The sequence below is a fragment of the Kitasatospora sp. NPDC038210 genome (genome assembly GCF_055600605.1).
Genome location: NZ_JBVJYK010000013.1, coordinates 14,662 through 30,516, shown reverse-complemented (window position 1 = coordinate 30,516; position 15,855 = coordinate 14,662). Strand labels below are relative to the sequence as shown.

Here is a 15,855-nt window from a genome sequence, read left to right as displayed (position 1 = left end):
TGCCTGCCGCGGCGGCGTTCTCCGGGATTGATTGTCCGGACCCGACCGGTGCTGACCGGCAGCGAGGAAGTCCTCCACTGTGGGTGACGCGCAGCCGGGCCGGGCGCCCGCTGCAGCCATCACCCACCGGAAGGTCAAGGAACACGCCGATGCGACGAACACTCACCGCCCTGTCCACCGCCCTGCTCGCCCTGGCCGGGGCCCTCGCCCTGCCGGCCACCGCCCAGGCCGACCCGATGAACCCGCAGCCCTACGCCTACGGCTTCCTCGCGGCGCTCGCCCGACCGGCCGGCGGAGGCCCCGACGGCACCTACTACTGCATGGACGAGTACCGGCAGGTCAACGGCGACGGCCGCCCGGTCCTGCTGCGCCCGTGCGACGGCTCCTGGAACCAGTTCTGGTTCGTCTCCCCGGACGGCCTGATCCACAGCACCAACGACGGCCGGTGCCTGTGGGGCCACTTCCCGGACGGCCCGTCCGACAGCCCGGGCGCCCGGGCGGTGGGCTGCAACGCGAACGACGCGAACCAGCGCTGGACGTTCAACACCGACCGCAGCGTGTGCAACGCCGGCGGCGCCTGCCTGACCTACGTCGGCAACCCCGGCCCGCGCTCCTCCTACGGCCTGTGGACCCTGGGCCGCAACGCGAGCGCGGGCATCACCCAGGAATTCGACTGGCACCACTCCGACAGCGACCGCCCGGTCTTCCCCAACATCTGAACGCACGGGGCGTCGCGAACGCGGGGCCGGGGCGCCTGCAGCGGGGCGCCCCGGCCTTCGGTGACGCCCGCGCATGCCGACCGGGAGGGGCGGATGTGAACGCTGCCGGTGCGTGGCCGACGGGCCCGGGGCCGCGCCGGTGCGGCTGGTCGGCCGTCACGGGGCGGCCTTCACCGACCGGTTCGGAGGCGGCCGAGGCACTGACGGTGCGGCCATGCCCCACACCTCCGCCCCGTCCGTGCGCCCGGCCGGTGCCGCCCTGCGGCGCCTGCGCCGCCTGACCCGGACGGCAAATATGACCGCCGTCGCCACCCTCGCCCTGGTCGTGGCCTCGCTGGCCGCACCACACGCTGCCCTGGCCGAGGGGACGGACAACCGCGACGCCTTCCAGAACCTCGGTTCGGCCGACCAACAGGACTGGATGGGCAGCTGGGGGCGACCACGACTACCTCAACAAGGACACCGCCAACCGCCGGCTGGGCATCGTCATGATGGACTACCCCGGCTGGGCGCTGGTGCACGACATCGTCGCCCGCAACAGGTACTACGAGGCCAGGAACACCAGCCCGGCGATCTGGGTGGTCAAGTCCGACAAGACGTACGTGGACAGCAAGTACGGCCGGTGCATGACCCGCGGACCGGAGTTCGACAGCTCCGGGCAGGGCGGCGTGGTGCAGCAGCGGACCTGCCAGGGCAACCCGCCCAGCAGCCACCAGTGGCAGGCCGCCAAGCCGTCCACCTTCGACAGCATGGGTTACTTCTTCATCAAGGCCGCCAACGGTCAGTGCCTGACCGCCCCGTACAACAACGGGACCCCGCCGTCGGCCGGGACCCAGCTGTTCTGGTGGCCCTGCGAGACCCGCTGGATGTCCGACAACCAGATGTGGAACATCATGCCCACCAATCTCGCCGACCAGGCGGCTTACCGGTTCATCAACAAGTGGACGAACCTGTGCCTGATGGTGGATCCGGCGACCGCCTCGCAGTCGGGCGGCAAGGTCGTCCTGGGCAACTGCCCCGCCTGACCGAACGATCCCGCCGCCCGGTCCGACGCCACACCGCGTCGGGCCGGGCGCTCGCAGCGCTCGCACGAGGACCGGCTGCGCCTGGCGCGGCAGATCGCGGTGGGGCGCGCGGTCGGGCCCGGTCGCCCATGTCGACTGCGGGCCGCCTCGGGTGCGGCGTCAGGCGGTCAGAAGATCCCGCCGTAGTAGCCGCCCAGCCGGTGACGGTAGTCCGGATCGTCGATGTGCTTGTCGCGGTGGAACCCGGGGGAGTTCTTGATCTCCTCCTTGGTCCGGTTGACCCAGACCGTCTTCTCCCCGGTGTCGACCCGCTGGATGGTGCCCGCGGGCAGCAGGACCTCCCGGCCGAAGATCCACGGACCGGTGTCGACCACGACATGGGCGGAGTCGACCTCCTCGGAGTGCTTGTCGACCTTGCCGATGTGGCCGTCCTCCGCCTCGACGCGGAAACCCGTCAGGTCGCTGCCCGGGTTGTAGCCCTCGGCGTTCCCGTAACCCCACAGACCGGTGCTCACAACTGCCTCCTCTTCGGTGTGACTTCGGCGGAAACGAGACGGTGCCGTGCCCGGCGCCCAGTACCCGGGACGTGGTACCCGGTGGGCGCCGGACGTGCGCGACGTCGGACGCCGTGCGTCAGTCGCGGAACGCGTCCTTGACCTTCTCGCCGGCCTGCTTCAGGTCCCCGGCCACCTGGTCGGTCTTGCCCCGGGCGGTCATCCGCTCGTTGCCGAACGCCCTGCCGACCTCTTCCTCAGCCTTACCCTTGGCCCCCCCGGACGGCATTCGATGCCCTGTCACCGGTGCTCACGGCGTCCCCTCCCGATGTGACGTCCTGTACGGCTGTCGCTCGACTGCCCCCCTTGCCCGGGTCCATGCACACCGAATCCGGACGATCCGACTGAAACGCCGTCAGGCTCAGGACGGCGGACCACCCACCGCTGCCGGACGCGGACGGGCGTGGACGGAGTGTCGGCGGGAGTCGGCGGGTGTGGGGAGCGCAACGCCGGGAAGACGCAGCGGGCGCCGAACCCGAGAGCGCGGCGCCCGCAGCGAGAACGAATGACAGGGAGGCCGACCGTGCCGGATGGAACCAGCCCCGCCGAACGGACCCGCGACCAGCGGACCCGCACCGACCGGCAGGAAGACGTCATCGAGACCGCCGTACCCGCCAGACTGGACCGACTGCCCTGGTCGCACTGGCACTGGCGGATCATCATCGGCCTGGGCACCGTCTGGATCCTGGACGGCCTGGAGGTCACCGTCGTCGGCAACATCGCCGGGCGACTCGCCGAATCCGGCAGCGGCATCGCGATCAGCACCACCCAGGTGACCGCCACGGCCGCTGCCTTCTACGTGGCCGGCGCGTGCAGTGGCGCGCTGTTCTTCGGCTGGCTGACCGACCGGCTCGGCCGCAAGCGGCTGTTCATGGTCACCCTGGCGGTGTACCTGGCTGCCACCGCGGTCACCGCCGTGTCCTGGACGGCCTGGTTCTTCTTCCTCTGCCGGTTCTTCACCGGCTTCGGCATCGGCGGCGAGTACGCGGCGATCAACTCGGCGATCGACGAGCTGATCCCCGCCCGGGTCCGCGGCCGGATCGACCTGGTCGTCAACGGCAGTTTCTGGATCGGCGCCGCCCTCGGCGCGTTCGCCTCGATCGCCCTGCTGAACACGGCGCTGTTCGCCACCGAGGTCGGCTGGAGGCTCGCCTTCGGCCTCGGCCTGGTGCTCGGCCTGGTCATCCTGCTGGTACGACGCCACGTACCCGAAAGCCCCCGCTGGCTGTTCACCCACGGCCGCGAAGCCGAGGCGGAAAGGCTGGTCGACGAGGTCGAGCGGACCGTCGCCGCGCAGACCGGACGCGAACTGGAGCCCGTCCGGGAGACGATCCGGATCCGGCCCCGCGGCCCACTGGGCTTCCTCACCATCGCCCGCACCGTCACCACCCGGTACCCCCGGCGCACCATCCTCGGCCTGGCCCTCTTCGTCGGCCAGGCGTTCCTCTACAACTCGGTCACCTTCGGCTACGCCACCATCCTCACCACCTTCTTCGACGTGCCCGAAGGACACACCGGCTACTACTTCGCCGTCATCGCCGTCGGCAACTTCCTCGGGCCGCTGCTCCTCGGCCACCTCTTCGACTCCGTGGGCCGCAAGCCGATGATCACCGGCACCTACATCGGCTCCGGCCTGCTGCTGTTCGGCACGGCGGCTCTGTTCGAGCGCGGCGCTCTCAACGCCGCCACCATGACCGCCTGTTGGACGGCGGTCCTGTTCCTCGCGTCAGCAGGCGCGAGCGCCGCCTACCTGACGGTCAGCGAGATCTTCCCGCTGGAGACCCGGGCGCTGTGCATCGCCTTCTTCTACGCCGTGGGCACGGCCATCGGCGGCATCACCGGACCGCTGCTGTTCAACGGCCTGGTCGGCAGCGGGAGGACCTCCGACACCACGCTCGCCTTCTGCATCGGCGCCGCCCTGATGACGTGCGCCGGCCTGGTCGAAGCAGCGATCGGCGTACGCGCCGAACGGCGGAGCCTGGAGACCCTGGCCGCACCCCTCAGCCAGGTGACACCCGCCCGGACCCCGTGAACGTTCCCCACCGGCTGCCGACCGACGGAGCAGGGGAAGGAGGCAGACACTCCACGGACGCGCGCATCCCGACCGCGCACCCCCTCGGCGGTTCGAACTCCGCCCGCCGAATCCGGGTTGGGAACGGCGGACCGGGCGATGCGGCATCCAGGAGACGGACCGGGGAGCTCCGAAGGGCGGAGTTCCCCTGAAGGGAACAGCACGTGCTGCTGGGCAGGGCCTGGTTACGAAGCGTCGGCGTAGGCGAGGTGGGTGCCGCAGACGGTGCAGCGGAAGAGCATGGCGCTTGCGCCCTGACCGAGGTGGGTCAGGACGTTTTCGAGCTGAGATGCGTCGTGCCGACCGCTCATCCGTAGATCGGTTCGAAGCCGGTCGAGTGCGCCGGCGTGGGCGGCGAGTTCGGTGTATCCGACCTCACCGATGAAGGCGGCGGCGTCGTTGCAGTGGACGAGCCAGTGCGGGTCCTGCCAGGCGCGGAATCCGGGCGTGCGGCGGGTGACCAGCTCCAGGGTCTCCTCGCTGACGCCGTCGAGCCCGTAGGAGTCGGTGAAGTCGCCTTCGAACCGTTCGGCGGCTCTGCCGTCGGCGATGCACCAGGGGCAGAACCGCCCGTCGACGTCCTGGGCCGTGTAGAAGGTCGCGGTGTAGATCCATCCGGTGCTGCGTTCGCAGCACGCGCAGGCCTCGGCACTCTCGCGGATGGATCCGCTCGCGACGGGCTCCGGGTGGTAGCGGAAGAAGGGGAGGCCGGCGCTCACCGGCGGGCCTGCCCGTGCAGGAAGGAGGAAGCCGAGTGGACGCGGGTGGTCTGCGCGTCGGTGGGCGTGCCTGTGAACCTCATGGGTCGCAGTCTGTTCCGCAAGCAGCCCCGTGATCAAGCGGCGAGACCCAGACGCCGGGACGTCCGTCACTTCGGGTGCCGTCCATCACCGGGACGGCACGGCCCAGCCCACCGCCCCGAGCGCGAGGTGCCGCCCCGGGCCGCCGGGCATCGTCGTCCTGGCCCCGTCAGGAACACGTGCTCCCGCACGATCCCGCCTGCCTGCGCGTTGACGGAGCGGCTGTCGGTGCGCTGGCATCCCGGATGGCCTCCCGGTCTTCCCCGTCAGGCAGGAGTCCGTGGAGTGAAGGGAACCAGTTCCTCCCGGTCCTGGCTGACCACGCCGTAGGTGGCCTCCGGGACCTCGACCCAGGCACCGGGAAGGTCCCCGATCGGTTCGGATACCACCAGGCGCGTGCGGTCGGCCGCCTCACGCAGGACGGCCCGATCGGGGAACAGCTCCCTGAGTTGCGGGACGCTCCGGTTGAAGTACAGCGATCGGCTCCGGCCCACGCTCGAATACCGGAACGCCCACAGTGAATCGCCGTCGCTGGTCGCGATCGTTCCCTGGAACGGGAACTGGTGCCCGTGCTCGCGGCCGCGCGCCTCGACGAACCCGATCATGCGGGCGACGGCGCCCGGAGGGTCGTCCTCAAGTCCGTAGGTGAGTGCCAGGTAGAACATCAGCTCGGTGTCGGTCGTGCCCTTGACGTCCAGCCAGAGCGCGGGATCGATCTCGAAGGAGAGCTCTCGTTTGATGTCGCCGAGCCCGTCGATGAAGCCGTTGTGCATCCACAGCCACCGCCGGTACCGGAAAGGGTGGCAGTTGGACTGCTGCACGGCGGAGCCGATGGCGGCGCGGATGTGCGCGAAGAACAGCGGTGAAGTGGTGTGCGCCGAGACCTCGCGCAGGTTGGTGTCGTTCCATGCCGGCTCGGTGCTGTGGAACACCCCCGGTGCGTCGGTCCCGTCGTACCAGCCGATCCCGAAGCCGTCGCCGTTGGTCGTCTCGGCTCCTAGCTTGGAATGCAGACTCTGATCGATGATCGAGTGGACCGGTGTGTAGAGCACATCCGTCAGTCGGATGGGAGAGCCCCAGTAGGCGAGCCATCGGCACATGGTCGACCTCCTTGTGGACGTAGCGGCCCGGCATGCCCATGCGACGTATGAACACCGGCGGGCGCCGGTCACTGCAGAAATTATCGATCACCCTCGACGACGACGCAGGACGGAAGGCCAGGGCACCGGACGCGGTTCCGGCCGGGGGCCGGGTGAGCGGGTGAGGGCCGGGCAGCCAGGACCGGTGGGCCCCCGGGTGCTGGCGTCCTGCGCCGGACCTGCTCGCCCCCCGGCGAGAGCGCACGGGCGTGCTTCGCGGACGACGTCCTCCTGATCGTCGGCGAACTGCCGGCCAATGCTTCCCGCTACGGACACGGTCCACGGGAACTCGTCCTCGGACACCGGTGCCGGGCCTGGTACACGTCGCGGTCAGCGACCACGACCCCACGCGTCCTGCCATTGCGAGCCCGGCCCCGTCCTGCCATTGCGAGCCCGGCCCCGCCCTGCCATCGCGAGCCCGGCCCCGACCACACCGCGGCCTCAAGACGATCGCCACCGCTTCTGCCCGGCGGCACTGAGCCGCCCGCACGTCGCGCAGTGCAGCAGGGCGTCGGGGACGATGGCGCCGCCTGGGCCTTCGCCGTAGCGGTGGTAGACCTCCGGCAGGAAGTCCAGTGGCCTGAATCCGACGTGCACCGGAAGCGCCGGGCGTCGGGGCGGATGGGACCGCGCGGCGGGCCGCGGGGCGCGGCGCATCCAGGCCAGGACCGCCATCGACAGCGGCAGCCACGACGTCGCCACCGGCGGCCCGTCGCATCGCCCTCGCCGGATGGCTGCCGGCCGCAGCCCTCGGCGCCGCAGCCGCCCTGGTGGTCTACTGCACGGTGGACCTGGCCCTGGGCCTGCACCCCGTGCACCCGCTGGCGACCGCCGCCCTCCTCGTCATCGCGGCCGGCTCCTTCGTGACGGTCGACCACTTCCTGCGCACCGCGTTGGGCATCACCGGCGACCTCCTCTCCCTCGTCCTGCTCATCCTCCAGCTCACCGCCTGCGGCGGCCTCCGCCCGATGGCCACCACACCCGCCTTCTTCCAGGCACTTCACCCGCTGCTGCCGGTGACCTACCTCATCGACGGCCTGCGGATGACCGTCTCCGGCGGCCAGACCTCGCACCTGGTCCGCGACTGCGCCCTGCTCACCGCCTACGGGATCCTCTTCCTCACTCTCACCACGCTGGTGACGCGCCGCCAGCGGATGTGGACGATGGGACGCCTCCACCCGGACCTCACGCTGTGAACTACCCATCGGCGCCTGCTCGCTCCCGAGCTGCTCGCGTGCCGTGGAAGCCGACATGGCGATCCCGGCCCCGCCGGCTGTCAGGGACGGCGAGAAGCTCCCCCGGCGCGGACGCCGCCGAAGTCGAGCCGGTTCTGCTGCGGCCGGCCCGACCGGGGTGGACCGTGGCGCCCTGGCAGCGGCAGGCGGAACGCACCGGAGTGTGCCGCCAGAGGCCGGAGCCGACCGGAGCCTCAGCGACCCGGACCGTCTCGCGTCGGCTACCGCGATTGAGATCAACCCGATGCGAGTATCCGGTGAGAGGGGGCAGCCCGCACCGGACCTCAGTGCGTCCGACTGCCGCCGACAGCCTTTCACGGGTACGAGGGACCACCTATGACTCTTTCCTTCTTCTCCTGCTACCTGGCGGCCGCTCTCGTCCTGCTCGTCTTCCTGCGGCGTTACGACGGTGACCGGCGCCGGTTCGGCAACGGGGTCCTGCTGGGCGTGTGCGCGCTCCTCCTGCTGGCCGGCTCGTTCATCGGGCTCGATCACGTGGTGCGGCCGGTGAACCGAGCGGTGGGGACCGGCATCACGCTCGGAGCTGCAGCGGGTGCGACGGTCCTCGCCGGGTTCCTGGTGACCAACGGCATCCGGATGATCCGTACGGAAGGCGGTCGCCCGGCCAACCTTCTGTCACTGCTGGCGGGCGCCGCGCTCCTGGGGACGCTCGGCGTTGCGGGCGTCGCCGCCGGCATCGACAACCGCCCCCTGCGTGCCGTGAACACGGCCGTGCTGTTCCTGACCGGCCACCTTTCGTTCCTCTTCGCCTGCTTCGTCGGCTACTCCGCCCTCTACCAGCGGGTGGCGGCGCGCCGTCGGGTGGACTTCGTCGTCGTCCTCGGTGCCGGGCTGACGCACGGATCCGTCGTCCCGCCGCTGCTGGCCTCACGGCTGGACCGGGCGCTCGCCCTGTACCGGCAGCAGACGGCGCGGCGACGGTCCCCGATCCTGCTGGTCTCCGGCGGCAAGGGCTCGGACGAACGGATGCCGGAAGCCGAAGCGATGGCTGACTACCTGAGGCAGCGAGGGGTCCCGGACGGATGCATCGTGCAGGAGCGCTCCTCGACCAGCACCGAGGAGAACCTGAAGTTCAGCCGGGAACTGATGGAGCGCCTGCGGCCGGGCTACCGCTGCGTCATCGTGACCAACGACTTCCACGCCTTTCGCGCGGCCGTCCTCGCACGCCGCGCCGACGTGCCGGGCGAAGCCGCGGGCTCGCCGACGGCGGCGTACTACTGGCCCAGCGCGATCCTGCGGGAGTACGCGGCCGTCTTGGTCTCCTACCCCCTGACGAACCTGGTGGCGGGCGGGCTCGTGCTTGTCGCCGGAGCGTGGGCGGGCTGGCGCGGCTGAGCCGCGTCGGCGCCTGCCGTGCCCGACCGCACAGGCATGGCCGGGCACGACCGGGGCAGACGAACGGGCGACCCGACATCCCATCGGAGCATCGGAGGTTGCGATGATCGAGGCAGTGCCGTACCGGATCGGGGCCGAAGTCCGCTGCACGGACGAGGACTGCGGCCGGCTGGACCGCGTGGTGGTCGACCCCGTGGCGGCCGAGGTCACCCACCTGGTGGTCGCCGACCGCCTGGTGCCGGCCGACCTGGTCGAGCACCCGGCGGTGCCGGACGACGGGTCCGACGGCACCCTGAGGTTGCGGTGCACGCGCGCGGACCTGGAGAAGCTGGACCCCGCCGTCGAATCCCACTACCTGGAAACCGACCCGAACAGCCCGGGCTACGGACCAGGCGAGGCCCTGCTGCTGCCCTACTACGGCCTGGGCGCCGGGACCGCCGGCCTGACGCCCGGTCTGCTGTTCCCCGCGGCCGACCCGGGGCTGGAGCAGCACGACCGGGTGCCGGCCGGCGAGGTGCAGATCCGGCGCGGGGACCAGGTGGAGGCCGAGGACGGCGCGATCGGCAAGGTCCGCGGCCTGGTGGTCGACCCGGCTGACCATGCGGTGACCCACGTGCTGCTGCAGGAGGGCCACCTGTGGGGCCGCAAGACGGTCGCCATCCCGATCCGGCAGACCTACTGGAGCGGCGGCCTGCTCCATGTTCGCCTGACCAAGGACGAGGTCGCGGACCTGCCGCCGGCGGAGTTCAGCGGCGCCTGACCGTTCGGCACCCGCGGTGTGATCGGGGTCCGGCCCGGCCGGGTGGTCCCCGATCGCACCGCGGAGCTCTCGTCCGTGATCGTCGCGAGCAGGCCGGACTTCCCGTGCCGCTCCAGGTGGCGGCGCGGGTGCTCGGCGCCGTTGCCCTGGGCCGGCATCACCGCCTCGTCCGCGCGCAACTGCACTTCCACGGCGCGCAGTTCGACGGTCGGGAAGCGGGCCGAGGCCCGCGCCTACCAGTAGCTGCCCGCCGTCGGGGATCAGCCCGGCGGCCAGCGGCCGAGCACCACCGTGCGCCGGCCGGCCCTGGTGTCGCCGCCGTACCAGAGCGGAGAGTTGGCGGATGGCGCAGTGAGCACCGGCAGCCAGCCGCGCAGCCGGTCGAGCACAAGCAGGCCGTGACCGCATCGATCAGCAGGTACTCCGCCTCGACCCCCACGGTGACGGGCCCACCGCGTCATTCGTTCGCGAACCCATGCCCGCGCCCCTACCCGCGGGCGCGCGGGCCGCCGCCGCGGGGGCCCGGCGGGCGGGCCCCCGCCGCGGCACCTCAGGCCACCGGCTGCCGGTGCAGGCCCCGGCTGAGCAGGCGGTCCCGCTCGTCCTCGGTGAGCCCGCCCCACACGCCGTACTGCTCGCGGGCTTCGAGGGCGTGGCGGCGGCATTCGAGCCGGACGGGGCAGCCGGCGCAAACGGCCTTGGCGGCCGCGTCGCGGGCCTCGTGTGCCTTGCCCCGCTCGCCCGAGGGGTGGAAGAAGAGGCCGGCACCCCCGGAGCGGCAGGCGCCGCGCAACTGCCAGCTCCAGTGGTGTTCGTAGGCGCCGGGCTGGTGGGTCGGGCCGTGCGGCATGGGGTCGTCCTCTCCGACTGGGGGAAGCTGCCTGTCGCGTCCGTCTGCCCCGGTTGCGCCGAACCACTCGCCCGATCGGGCCCATTGGTGGCGCCGCGCAACGGGGCCGGTCAGGGCGCCCGGGTGTCCGCCGCCGGAGGCCGGGGAGCGTCCCCGTCCCCGTTGACGGCCTTGTCCTCGTCCTCGTCGCGGACGTCCGGCAGTTCCCGGACATCGTTCACGCCGCCAAGCCGCCGGACCACGGGCGCACGTCCGGGTGAACCCTGCGGATCGAGGTTTCCGACGCCGCGGACGGGTCACACGGAGGACATGGGCAGCTATGTGATCACCGTTCCGGGGACCGTCAAGCAACCACTGGGGGAGTCGGCACGCCGCACCCTGCTCGCCGTCGTGCGCGGCGCGGACCCGGAGGAGGCCGGCGCGGAGGTGCCGGACCTCGACGTCCTGACCCTCGACGAACCGGAGGGAACCTTCGTGCTGCGGCTGGAGGTCGAGGCCGCTGACCGGACCGCCGCCGGGGAGGCGGCACTGGACCTGGCCCGGCGGGCCTTCGCCGCGGCCGGGTACGAGGAGGGTGCGGTGGGCATCGGGACTCCGGCGGTCACCGGCATCGACGTCGGCTGATCCGCCGTCCGCCGGTCGACCGCACCAGGGGCTCACCGGCCTGACACCGCCCGCCGGAGCGGGCCGGACTCACCCGGCCCGCTCCTCGCCGTCCGGCCTGCTCCTCGCCGTCCGGGTCCGGCGGCGCTGCGGCGGGTCGGCGACGACCGCCGCTACGCCGGTGAGGAGAAGAACCTCCATGCCGGTGGCGGCGCTTCCCGCTGGAGTCGGACTGCCGGGGCTGGTGCGAGTACGCAAGACGGCGGACGCAGCGTACGTCGACCTGACCGATCCAGAGGCCGGCGCCAAGTCCTCGCGCATGTACCCCTGTGATCCGCACGCTCCGGCCAGGGGCGCGGCGCGCCGCGCCCCTGGCCGGGCCGGGACCGGCGCCCGCGGCGCGATGGGGCACGTCCGGCGGGAGTCGCGGGGCGGAGCGATCGGTCGTGCCTTTCGGCCTTCGCCGGATGGGCCCAGTGGCCCTGACAGGCTGCCCTGTCGGCTTTGGAAGGCCGCGAGCGGATCACGCCGAGCCTGAGAGGTGAGGGCGCTCCGCTTCGTGCCCCACCGGCCAAGGACAGTGAGAACGGTGGACGAGATCAGCGGAACGGAATGGCTGGCCTTCGGTGTGGCAGGCTTGGCGCTGGCCGGGGCCGCGCATGCCGTGGCCGGGGCGGCACGCATCGCCCGGGCGGCGGTGAGGTCGCCGGCCGAGCCGTCCGGAGAGGGCAGGCAGGAGATCGGCATCGACAGCGGTCCGGGCGGCTGGATCCTCTTCAGCGCCGTCGTCCTGGCGAGCGGCGCCATTCACCACGTTGTGGCCGACACGGGATCGGTGGTGCAGGAGATCCTGAGCGTCGGGGCCCGGCCCGTAACCTGAGGCGCAAGGAACCCGCGGCCCGTCCGCACCCCGAGAAGACATCAGTCGAGGCTGCCTGGTTCCCCCTCTGCCCTTCGCGCGCACGACCCCCCGGCGGCCGAGGCGGTGCCCGGGGGATGCGGCCCGCACCCGGGCGTGGGCGCTGCGCGGCCGGGCACCGGAGTCGGTGGTCCGAGGCGTCCTGGGCCGAGCGGCTCCCCGGGCGGGCAATGGTTGAGCCCGAAGGGCCGGAATGATCATCCCAGTCCCGGGATCTCGTTCGACCGGGTCGGCAATGTCCTCGCAGGTTGATGCGTTGCAGGGGTCGCCGGAAAATTCCGGGAAGTCCCGCCACCCCGACCTGGGCTGCGGTGCTGGGGATCGCCCTTCTTCGTGACCTTCGGTTTCGCCGTCCGGGAAGTCCTCGACACCGGAGCCGAAGGCGGCCACCGGCGCGGACTCCTGTACTGGGCGGGCCTCTGCCCGCCCATCCGTGAGCGGCCTGAGGGTGTCGGTCGGGCCGGTTCGGGCGCAGTGGGTCAGTCGGCCGACCGGCGCCGGCGCCGTAGGTACCAGATCTCGCCGACCACGGCGGACAGGGCGACCAGCACGATCGCGAGCAACGGGTAGCGGCCGCCCACGAACTGGGCGTCGGTGGCGATGACGAGGACCACGGCGGCGATCGGCAGCAGCAGAGCGAGCAGTGTCTTCAGGACGGCGGCCACGAGCGCTGGCCGGGCCCGCGCGGCGGGCTCCGGCTCCGTCGGCCAGGCGTCGGCCTTGCCCTGGTAGTAGGCCCGAGCTCGCTCGCCGAGGTCCTGGCTCGCACGGTGGTAGGAGTACCCGAGGTAGGGCAGCCAGATCAGCGGGGCGACCAGGCCGATCAGAAGGACCACCGCGAGCAGCGTCCACTGCAGGGTGCGGATGACGGTCGACACCGGCCGCTGCTCGGGCGTCACCACACCGAGCAGGTAGGCCATCCGTTTCACCACTCTCCACAGGGCGGCGATGCGGCCGGGAGGAGCATCGGGCCGCGCCGCCGCCGCGGCCTCCAGCGCGGCGGCGGCCTGGTCCTCGTCCTCGTACACGCCCTGGATCACCAACAGCTCCGCCGCCCGTGCCGGATCGGTCGGCTCCCGCCCGGCCAACGCCGCGAGCTCCAGCATCATGCGGCTCTGGGTGAGCAGCGCGGTGCAGAACGCGAACGGGATGAGCACCGTGAACGGGCCACCCACGAAGGCGCCCTCGCTCTGGCTGACCCGCCGCCCCCGGGTGATCACCATCGCGGACAGCTCGGCCGGAGCCGCCTCGGGACGCTCTTCGCGTGTGCGGGCGACCGAGGCGGCTGCGCGCCGCCCGAGATGCTGGACGGCGAAGTTGGCCAGCAGCTCGGGCAGGTGTCCGGGGTCCGCCAGGGCCGCTCGCAGCACGAAGCGGGACAGCGCGGATTCCCGGGCGTCGACGGGGGGATCCTGCATGGGACCAGCCTCTCACCGGGGTGCCGAAAACAGCGGCGGCCACGCGTTGGCTGGGCTCGCAGCCGGGCACGTCGTCGAGCTTGACCAGGTCGGCCCCGGTGCGTAGCCGGGCATCTGATGCGGCTCCCCCAGGCGGGAGAAAGGGGGAGTAGTGACGCAGAGGACCGCTCAGCCCCGGGAACACCGGGTGGCTTCCTCTCCGGGGGCCGTGAGTGCCTCGGGCGCGGCGAGCCGCAACCCGGGGATCAGCCTCCCCCGCCGACGGGCACCATGCGCCGGCGCGCCTCGCGCGGATCGTGCAGTTGCGCGGGTGGGATGACCGCGTGCTCCACGCGAGGCTCTTCCCGACGAAGGACCGCACGGTGTGATCTGACCGGCTCGTAAGGCGTGGAATGGCCTCTGCCCGTGTTGCGGCCGCCGTCCCGGGCCTCGGGCTCACGGAGCACGAGCCGCTCGGTCTTGATCGGGGCGGGTTGTCAGGGGCGGGATGCAGTGGGGTCTCGTCCGGCATGGAGCGGCTCCTGATCCTCTCGGTCACATGGTCGACCTCGTATGGCCCGTGGGGCAACGACTTCTGACGTTGCCGCACGTCGAGACGCGCTCCGACGAGATGCCCGTTGCACGCGCCCGAAAGATCTGCCGGACTGCACGCCAAGCTCCACCCGGCGAGGTGACGCCGGGTGTGACCAGTTGGTAGTGGTGGGCGTGGAATGGCCCTGGAGGCGTGTGGTCTAGACCTCTTGTTGGGCCTGGTGGGGGTTCCGGTTGTTGGTGGGTGGTGGCTGCTTTGGTGACTTTGTGTGGTTGCTGATGGAGGTCGGGGGCGGTGGCGGGGGTGGGTGTTCGGCTTGTGGTCCGGGCCGGGTGTCGCCGTCCTGGGCTTGCCGTCGGGTCGTGTGCCGGGCTGACACTGCCCTCTGCAACGCGCATAGCCTGGCGCGGGAGAGGGAACGTACGTCAACGCCCGGCATCGGAGGGGGAATCCGTGGAGCAGGGGTGGGTGGTCGAGGGGCGCTACCGCGTGGAGCGGCGCCTGGGGACGGGCGGGGCCGGAGCGGGGTGGGAAGGGGTGTGGCAGGCCGTCGACACTGCCGCGCAGCGGCCCCTCGCCATCAGGTTCGTGGTCGGCACCGACGCCGCACAGCGCTTCCAGGACCGGGTCCGGATCCTGTCGCAGCCGTCGCCCGCCGTCGTCACCTGCCACGACAGCGGCACGACCGCCGCGCCGGACGGGTCCCCCGCCTCCTTCCTCGTCATGGAGCACCTCGAAGGCCGCACCCTCGCCGCCGAACTCGCCGACACCGTGAACAATTCCGCCCCGCGTACGGCCGGCACTCTGGTCACCGACGTCCTGCGCGGGCTGGAGCACCTGCACGCCGGCGGACTCGCACACGGTGGCGTCCGGCCGTCGAACATCCTCCTCACCGATGACCTCCACCGGCCCGTCGTCCTCCTGGACGCCGGGCTGCCCGGCCTGCCGGGAACCGCCGAGGATGACAGCTTCTTCGCCGCCCCGGAGCGGCCGGCCGACACGCGTTCCGACCTCTACGGCGCCGGGCGGGTCCTGGTGGCCATGCTGCACCACGACGACGACGGACGCCTCGCACCTCTGCCGTACCTGGCCGTGATACAGCGGCTCACGGCCCGCGACCCGGCCGAGCGCCCGAAGGACGCCGCCGCGTGCATCGCGCTGCTCCGGGACGCCATGACCGACGGCAGCACGCTGCGCCCCGAGATGCCGCCGCGGACCCCCGAGCCACTGGAGGCGCTACGGCGCCGTGAGGAGGAGCAGCGGGCCGGCAGAGCGCGGCAGGAGCATTTCACCCGGGTGTTCCTCGAAGGGCACCGGCAGATCAGCGCGGCTCGGGTCCGCGCCCGGATGGCAGAGGAGAAGGCGCAGCGGAAGGGCCCGCTGCGGGGACTGTGGGGACGCCTCACGGGAGAGGGCCAGTGAGGCTTCAGAGACCGGTGACCTGATGTACCCGGCGCGTCCGGAGCTGCCGGGACCAGGGCGACCAGCAGATCCACCAGCGCATCGGTGAGACCAGCGTCCAGCACGCCACCACGTCTTCCGGCGACCACTCCTCCTGCACGTCCCCGCCCCCTCGCCTCGGACCCGCGGTCCGCAGACCATGCTGGACGCACTGCCGCTGGTCGGCCGCGTGCCGTCCGAGCTCGTCGAGGCCGAGTTCGCCGAGTACACGGCCGCCCGCGGACACGACCTGCGATTCGGCCAGTACGGGGATCCTGCCTCGGACGTGCTGGGCATTGCCCTTCGTGCCCGGCGCTCCGCTCACGTCGTACTGAGCCAGCCTGTGTTCGTCGCCCCGTCCAGGCGGCGGAGCGCTGCGGTGAGGTCTCGGAAGGCTCCATCCCCGAGGCGGAATGGCGCGACCGGCACTGGCG

16 protein-coding genes are annotated in these 15,855 nt (G+C 72.0%); 9 read left to right on the top strand and 7 right to left on the bottom strand.

All coding sequences use genetic code 11. The features are described 5' to 3' along the window. Positions 1 to 149: 149 nt before the first annotated feature. Both ACZ7KX_RS25285 and ACZ7KX_RS25280 read left to right on the top strand, forming a co-directional pair. The gene (locus ACZ7KX_RS25285; RefSeq protein WP_470328430.1) at positions 150 to 719 is read left to right on the top strand and encodes a ricin-type beta-trefoil lectin domain protein; all 570 of its coding nucleotides are present in this window, start codon (positions 150 to 152) and stop codon (positions 717 to 719) included. A 488-nt stretch (positions 720 to 1,207) separates the two neighbouring features. After that, positions 1,208 to 1,744 carry an RICIN domain-containing protein gene (locus ACZ7KX_RS25280; RefSeq protein ID WP_470328429.1) on the top strand — a complete coding sequence of 179 codons (537 nt, stop codon included), beginning with the start codon at positions 1,208 to 1,210 and terminating at the stop codon, positions 1,742 to 1,744. Between the two features lie 167 nt (positions 1,745 to 1,911). On the opposite strand, the gene ACZ7KX_RS25275 is transcribed toward ACZ7KX_RS25280, so the two are convergent. Continuing rightward, a complete protein-coding gene (locus tag ACZ7KX_RS25275; protein WP_470328428.1) occupies positions 1,912 to 2,259 on the bottom strand; it encodes a PRC-barrel domain containing protein in 348 nt (115 codons plus the stop codon). Positions 2,260 to 2,377: 118 nt separating this feature from the next. Next, positions 2,378 to 2,527 carry a CsbD family protein gene (locus ACZ7KX_RS25270; RefSeq protein WP_470328427.1) on the bottom strand — a complete coding sequence of 50 codons (150 nt, stop codon included), beginning with the start codon at positions 2,525 to 2,527 and terminating at the stop codon, positions 2,378 to 2,380. A gap of 276 nt (positions 2,528 to 2,803) precedes the next feature. Between ACZ7KX_RS25270 and ACZ7KX_RS25265 the strand changes: the two genes are divergently transcribed. Then, entirely contained in the window at positions 2,804 to 4,330 is a 1,527-nt protein-coding gene (locus tag ACZ7KX_RS25265) for an MFS transporter (RefSeq protein ID WP_470328426.1), read from the top strand. A gap of 224 nt (positions 4,331 to 4,554) precedes the next feature. Here the strand turns inward: ACZ7KX_RS25265 and ACZ7KX_RS25260 are convergent, their stop codons facing one another. Then, complete coding sequence (locus ACZ7KX_RS25260) at positions 4,555 to 5,088, bottom strand: CbrC family protein (protein WP_470328425.1); 534 nt, start codon at positions 5,086 to 5,088, stop codon at positions 4,555 to 4,557. 347 nt (positions 5,089 to 5,435) lie between these two features. Further along, a complete protein-coding gene (locus ACZ7KX_RS25255; RefSeq protein ID WP_470328424.1) occupies positions 5,436 to 6,269 on the bottom strand; it encodes a class II glutamine amidotransferase in 834 nt (277 codons plus the stop codon). Positions 6,270 to 6,892: 623 nt separating this feature from the next. On the opposite strand from ACZ7KX_RS25255, the gene ACZ7KX_RS25250 reads away from it, so the two are divergent. The 3 genes from ACZ7KX_RS25250 (at position 6,893) to ACZ7KX_RS25240 (ending at position 9,659) form a co-directional block, all read left to right on the top strand. Continuing rightward, a complete protein-coding gene (locus ACZ7KX_RS25250; RefSeq protein ID WP_470328655.1) occupies positions 6,893 to 7,504 on the top strand; it encodes a YhgE/Pip family protein in 612 nt (203 codons plus the stop codon). A gap of 375 nt (positions 7,505 to 7,879) precedes the next feature. Further along, positions 7,880 to 8,899: a YdcF family protein gene (locus tag ACZ7KX_RS25245; RefSeq protein WP_470328423.1), complete on the top strand. Its 1,020-nt coding sequence runs from the start codon at positions 7,880 to 7,882 to the stop codon at positions 8,897 to 8,899. A gap of 103 nt (positions 8,900 to 9,002) precedes the next feature. Beyond that, complete coding sequence (locus ACZ7KX_RS25240) at positions 9,003 to 9,659, top strand: PRC-barrel domain-containing protein (RefSeq protein WP_470328422.1); 657 nt, start codon at positions 9,003 to 9,005, stop codon at positions 9,657 to 9,659. 260 nt (positions 9,660 to 9,919) lie between these two features. Here the strand turns inward: ACZ7KX_RS25240 and ACZ7KX_RS25235 are convergent, their stop codons facing one another. Further along, a complete protein-coding gene (locus ACZ7KX_RS25235; protein WP_470328421.1) occupies positions 9,920 to 10,048 on the bottom strand; it encodes a glutamate-cysteine ligase family protein in 129 nt (42 codons plus the stop codon). Positions 10,049 to 10,209: 161 nt separating this feature from the next. Continuing rightward, entirely contained in the window at positions 10,210 to 10,509 is a 300-nt protein-coding gene (locus ACZ7KX_RS25230) for a WhiB family transcriptional regulator (RefSeq protein WP_470328420.1), read from the bottom strand. Positions 10,510 to 10,818: 309 nt separating this feature from the next. Here ACZ7KX_RS25230 and ACZ7KX_RS25225 point away from each other — a divergent pair, with 309 nt between their 5' ends. Next, positions 10,819 to 11,133: a hypothetical protein gene (locus ACZ7KX_RS25225; RefSeq protein ID WP_396553017.1), complete on the top strand. Its 315-nt coding sequence runs from the start codon at positions 10,819 to 10,821 to the stop codon at positions 11,131 to 11,133. 568 nt (positions 11,134 to 11,701) lie between these two features. Further along, on the top strand, positions 11,702 to 11,992 hold the full coding sequence (locus tag ACZ7KX_RS25220) for a hypothetical protein (RefSeq protein WP_470328419.1): 291 nt from the start codon (positions 11,702 to 11,704) through the stop codon (positions 11,990 to 11,992). A gap of 518 nt (positions 11,993 to 12,510) precedes the next feature. Here the strand turns inward: ACZ7KX_RS25220 and ACZ7KX_RS25215 are convergent. Continuing rightward, on the bottom strand, positions 12,511 to 13,449 hold the full coding sequence (locus ACZ7KX_RS25215; RefSeq protein WP_470328418.1) for a hypothetical protein: 939 nt from the start codon (positions 13,447 to 13,449) through the stop codon (positions 12,511 to 12,513). Between the two features lie 985 nt (positions 13,450 to 14,434). Here ACZ7KX_RS25215 and ACZ7KX_RS25210 point away from each other — a divergent pair. Then, positions 14,435 to 15,403: a protein kinase domain-containing protein gene (locus tag ACZ7KX_RS25210; protein ID WP_470328417.1), complete on the top strand. Its 969-nt coding sequence runs from the start codon at positions 14,435 to 14,437 to the stop codon at positions 15,401 to 15,403. Positions 15,404 to 15,855 lie beyond the last annotated feature (452 nt).